Below are 4,462 nucleotides of genomic sequence, written 5' to 3' on the forward strand. Positions count from 1 at the left end.
ATATCGATCTCCTCTCGTCCTGCCGATATCAAAGTGTCTTGCTGATCAAAGCGTTTTGGCTGATCAAAGCGTTTTGGCGAGGTCTTCGAGCTGGTCGGTGCACTGGCCCCAGCCCTCGTGGAAACCCATCTTCTCGTGCTGTTCGCGGTCGGCGGCGCTCCAATGCCTGACCCGAGCGATATAGCGGGTCTTGCCGTTGCCCTCGTCCTCGAAGGTCAGCACGCCGGTCATGAACGGCTTTTCCGACGGCTCCCATGCCTGGGTATAGGCATCGGTGAAGACGATCTTCTTGCCGGGAACGACTTCGAGGAAGACGCCTGGGTTGGGGTATTCGTTGCCATCGGGGCTCGCCATGACGACAAGGCTCGAGCCGCCGGTGCGCACATCCATTTCGGCGCGCGGCGTCGTCCACGGTTTTGGCGAGAACCATTGCGTCACCAGTTTCGGGTCGGTCCAGCAACGATAGACGTTTTCGCGCGGCGCATCGATGATGCGGGCGAGGACCAGTTCGCGGTCATTGGCGGGGGCGATGTCGAGCTTGGTGGTCATGATGGTGTCCTTGGTGTGGGTTTGATCTGGCTTGCGTCCCAAGGACGAGCCGATGAACCGCAAACCGACATGGCCGGCGACAAAAATATCGGCACCGTCTCCGATTGTGCGGAGACGTCACCTACTTCGTCATCCACGGGCGGAGCAGGAGCGTAGCGACGCGGCGCAGACCCGAGGATGACGAAGCGATGGGCGCGCGTTTCCGCCAATCGCCGAGGCATTCGGCTTATCAAAGCAGCATATCTGATCGAGAAACTGGGTGTACTGTCGACGCCTCAGTGGCGCTTGGCTTGCACCAGATAGGCCTCTATCTCGGTCTCGCCGAGCCACTTTGCCGCCTCCAGCCGATGCAGGCCTTCGACGAGGATATGGCGCTTGCCGTCGTGGCGAACCTGGATCGGCGTCTTCATGCCATTCTCCAGGATGTCCTCGGCCAGATGACGGACGGTCTCGGGATGCAGCGTCTTCTTGCGCGCCGTCGGCACGTAGATCTCGTCGACCTTGACCTTTTGCACTCTGAGCATGCCGACCCCCGTGGCGGAAACGCCGCCTCCCCTGAGATAGTCCGTTTGATGGAGTCGGCCAAGGGTGCGGCTAACGAATACGATGCCCAAGGTCATTCTCATAAGATGCCATGACAGCAGACCGTTTGCCTGTCGGCGTGCGTTTCGATATTGCGTCGGCGCGATCGTCGATGGCCACTGAGGCAAAAAACCCATGAGCAAATCTCTCGTCACCTTTGTCGGCGTCGCTCATCCCTGGATGTGCGACGTGATGGGGCACGTGAATGTGCGTCACTACGCTGCGATGTTCGACGACGCCAGCTTCCAGCTTCTCGGCCATATCGCCGGACAGGACGACAACCAGGCGTCGCAAATCGGATGGGCCGATGTGCGCACCGAAATCGACTATCGCCATGAAACGAAAGCCGGTGCGCTCGTCACCATCCGATCGCATGTCGTGAAGATCGGCCGCACCTCCATCACCTTCGAACAGGTGATGTCGGGCTCGCTCGACGGCCTCGTCCGTGCATCGAGCCGGACGACCAGCGTGCGCTTCGACCTCGCGGCGCGCGCCTCGGTGGCGCTGGACGAGACGATGCGGAACCGCGCGGCGACCTTACTGATCGAATAAGCCTGTCTCGGCCGGTCAGCCTTGGTAGATGCGGTCCTCGAGCGGTGTCTCGGCGATCAACGTCTGCAGCCCGGACAGCAGCGCCTTCTCGGCGCGGTTCATCGCCTTGTCCGGATTGACCAGCAGGAAGATGTCGATGGCCGGCGGCGCGTCGTAGGGCGGCAGCCGCCACAGCGTCCCGTCCGCCACGTCATGCCGCGCGACATGCAGCGGCAGCGGGCCGATGCCGAGCCCTGCGACGATCATGCGCCGCACCTCTTCCAGGCTCGAGGACACACCGACGACATCGGCGTTCAGCCGGGCCTCGCTGCGCAACAGCGCGACCGGCCGCAACGCATCCGAAATATGGTCGGTCTGGAACGATACCGAGGGTTCGCCACGGAGATCGGCCAGCGTCAGTCCGGTTTGCCCATAAAGCCTGTGCTGCGGCCCACAGAAGAAGCCGAAGAACTCGCGGTAGACCATCGCATATTCCAGCGCCGGATCGCGCGGGCTGACCAGGCAGATGCCGAAGGAGGCACGCCGCTCCCTGACCTGCTTGGCGACTTCAGTGCTTGCCGCGACTGAAATGGTGATGCTGGCGCGCGGGTAGTTGCGGTGGAACTCGGACAGCGCCTGATCGAAGAGCGGCGAGACGACATGGCTTGCCGTCGCGATCATCACATGGCCGGTGACGTCGTCGCTGATGCCGCGCATCAGCAGCGGCAGTTGCGATATGGTGCCGAACACCTCGACACTCTGCTCGTAGAGAAGGCGTCCGACCTCGGTGAGTTCGAAACGTGTCGCGTCGCGCTCGACCAGACGCCGGCCTACCCGGTCTTCCAGCCGCCGCAGCGCGTTGCTGACGCTTGGCTGCTTGAGGTTCAGCCGCTCGGCGGCACGCGTGATACTCTTGACCTCCGCGATGACGACGAAGGTCCGCAGAAGGTTCCAGTCCAGATCCCACACCAGTCGTTCGGGGCGCGGCAAAGCCATTCCTGATATCTATGCTCCCTATTCCCATTATCTATTTGCGCAATGATGCCGCAAAGGCAATCATTGATGACAGGAAAGCGTCTGTACGCCTCCCAAGAACAAACCTTGCGCGCCATCCAGAGGACAGGAAATCAGATGAACAGAGTATTTTCCGGCATCGCCGTTGCGGCCCTGCTGCTTGCGTCGACCTTCACGGCCGTTTCGGCCAGGGCCGACGACCTCGAGAAGATCAAGGCTGCGGGCGAGCTGAAGATTTCCATGAGCGGTCAGTATCCACCCTTCAACTTCGTCAACGACCAGAATGAAGTCGTCGGTTTCGACGCCGATATCGGCAAGGCCATCGCCGAGCGCATCGGCGTCAAGGGCACCATTATCACCACGGCCTGGGACGGCATCATCGCCGGGCTGCTCGCCAACAAATACGACACCGTCGTCGGCTCGATGACGATCACGCCCGAGCGCGAAAAGGTGGTCGATTTCGTCGGGCCTTACTACCATGCCGGCCGCGCCGTTTTTGTCAGCGAGGCGTCCAAGGTGCAGAGCCTCGACGACCTCAAGGGCAAGACCATTGGTGTGACGCTGGGCGAGACGCACGAGAAATGGGCACGCGAAAAGGGCGGCTGGGATATCCGCACCTACAAGGGCCTGCCGGAACTGCTGCTGGAGCTGAGGGCCGGCCGTGTCGACGCCATCGTCGTCGATAACATTCCGGTCATGGTTGCCGTCAAGGAGACGGGCGAGAAGGTCCGCAAGCTCAACACGCCCGATATCGAAGGCGGCGCTGTTGCCATCGGCATCGCCATCCGCAAGGACAATCCTGAGCTCAAGGCTGCCATGCAGAAGGCGCTGGACGACATGCTGGCGGACGGCAGCTACGAAAAGATCTCGATGAAGTGGGTCGGCAGCGACATCCGCTGACCCCTCCCTGGTTTCAGGCGGCCAAAGCCGTCTGAAGCGTCACTCCTGCTGGGCCCTTTCATGGATTTCTCCTTGATGCAGCGTGTCTTCCCGTTCTTCGTGGAAGCTGCCCTGGTGACGATCGAGATCACGGTGCTGGCCCTGATCCTGGGCCTTGCGGCTGCGGCATTAGCCGCGGCCGCCAAGATGTCGAGGTCGGCAATCCTGCGGACCATCGGCACGCTCTATGTCAGCCTGTTTCGCGGCACGCCGTGCCTGATCCAGCTCTTCGTGCTTTATTTCGGCGGCCCGCAGATCGGGATCAATCTGGAGCCGTTCGCCGCCGGCGTCATCGGCCTCGGCCTCAACATCGGCGCCTATATGGCGGAATCGATCCGTGGCGCGCTGGTCGCGGTCGACAGAGGCCAGACCGAGGCTGCCCGCACAATCGGCTTCAGCCGTTTCCAGACGCTGCGCAAGGTCGTGCTGCCGCAGGCCGCGCGGCTGATGATCCGGCCGCTCGGGGTCAATACGGTTGCTTTGTTGAAGGGATCAGCACTTGTGTCGACCATTTCAGTCGTCGAATTGACCTACACCGCCCAGCGCTTCATCGGCTCCACCTACAAGCCGTTCGAGATCTTCGGCGTTGCAGCCCTGCTCTACATGATCATGGTCTACGCGGTCGCGCGGGTCGTCGACCTGCTCGACAAACGCTTCGCCATCGTCTGACCGGAGAGAGCACGATGCAAGGTTTGGATTTCACCGTCGTCGCGCCCTACTGGGACCTTCTGCTGATCGGCGCCTGGTGGACCGCGGTGCTGACTGTTTCGGCGGGCGCGCTCAGCTTCGTCGGCGGCATCCTGTTTGCGGTCACCGTGCTCTATGCCCCGAAGATCGTTGCCTATCC

At 61.9% G+C, this 4,462-nt stretch carries 6 protein-coding genes; 3 read left to right on the forward strand and 3 right to left on the reverse strand.

Annotated features, from left to right (window positions below):
• Positions 1–63: 63 nt before the first annotated feature.
• On the reverse strand, positions 64–549 hold the full coding sequence (locus EN935_RS23820) for an SRPBCC family protein (protein ID WP_109669841.1): 486 nt from the start codon (positions 547–549) through the stop codon (positions 64–66).
• Positions 550–824: 275 nt separating this feature from the next.
• Positions 825–1,073, reverse strand: a complete 249-nt coding sequence (locus EN935_RS23825; protein WP_013532091.1) for a ParB N-terminal domain-containing protein — start codon at positions 1,071–1,073, stop codon at positions 825–827.
• 193 nt (positions 1,074–1,266) lie between these two features.
• On the opposite strand from EN935_RS23825, the gene EN935_RS23830 reads away from it, so the two are divergent.
• On the forward strand, positions 1,267–1,683 hold the full coding sequence (locus EN935_RS23830) for an acyl-CoA thioesterase (protein WP_127263339.1): 417 nt from the start codon (positions 1,267–1,269) through the stop codon (positions 1,681–1,683).
• Positions 1,684–1,698: 15 nt separating this feature from the next.
• Here the strand turns inward: EN935_RS23830 and EN935_RS23835 are convergent, their stop codons facing one another.
• Entirely contained in the window at positions 1,699–2,658 is a 960-nt protein-coding gene (locus tag EN935_RS23835; RefSeq protein WP_127373663.1) for a LysR family transcriptional regulator, read from the reverse strand.
• A 135-nt stretch (positions 2,659–2,793) separates the two neighbouring features.
• Here EN935_RS23835 and EN935_RS23840 point away from each other — a divergent pair, with 135 nt between their 5' ends.
• Positions 2,794–3,576, forward strand: a complete 783-nt coding sequence (locus tag EN935_RS23840) for an ABC transporter substrate-binding protein (RefSeq protein ID WP_109669726.1) — start codon at positions 2,794–2,796, stop codon at positions 3,574–3,576.
• A gap of 60 nt (positions 3,577–3,636) precedes the next feature.
• Entirely contained in the window at positions 3,637–4,284 is a 648-nt protein-coding gene (locus tag EN935_RS23845; RefSeq protein WP_109669723.1) for an amino acid ABC transporter permease, read from the forward strand.
• The last annotated feature ends 178 nt before the right edge of the window (positions 4,285–4,462 follow it).

The organism is Mesorhizobium sp. M7D.F.Ca.US.004.03.1.1, from assembly GCF_003998635.1.
GTDB lineage: Bacteria > Pseudomonadota > Alphaproteobacteria > Rhizobiales > Rhizobiaceae > Mesorhizobium > Mesorhizobium loti.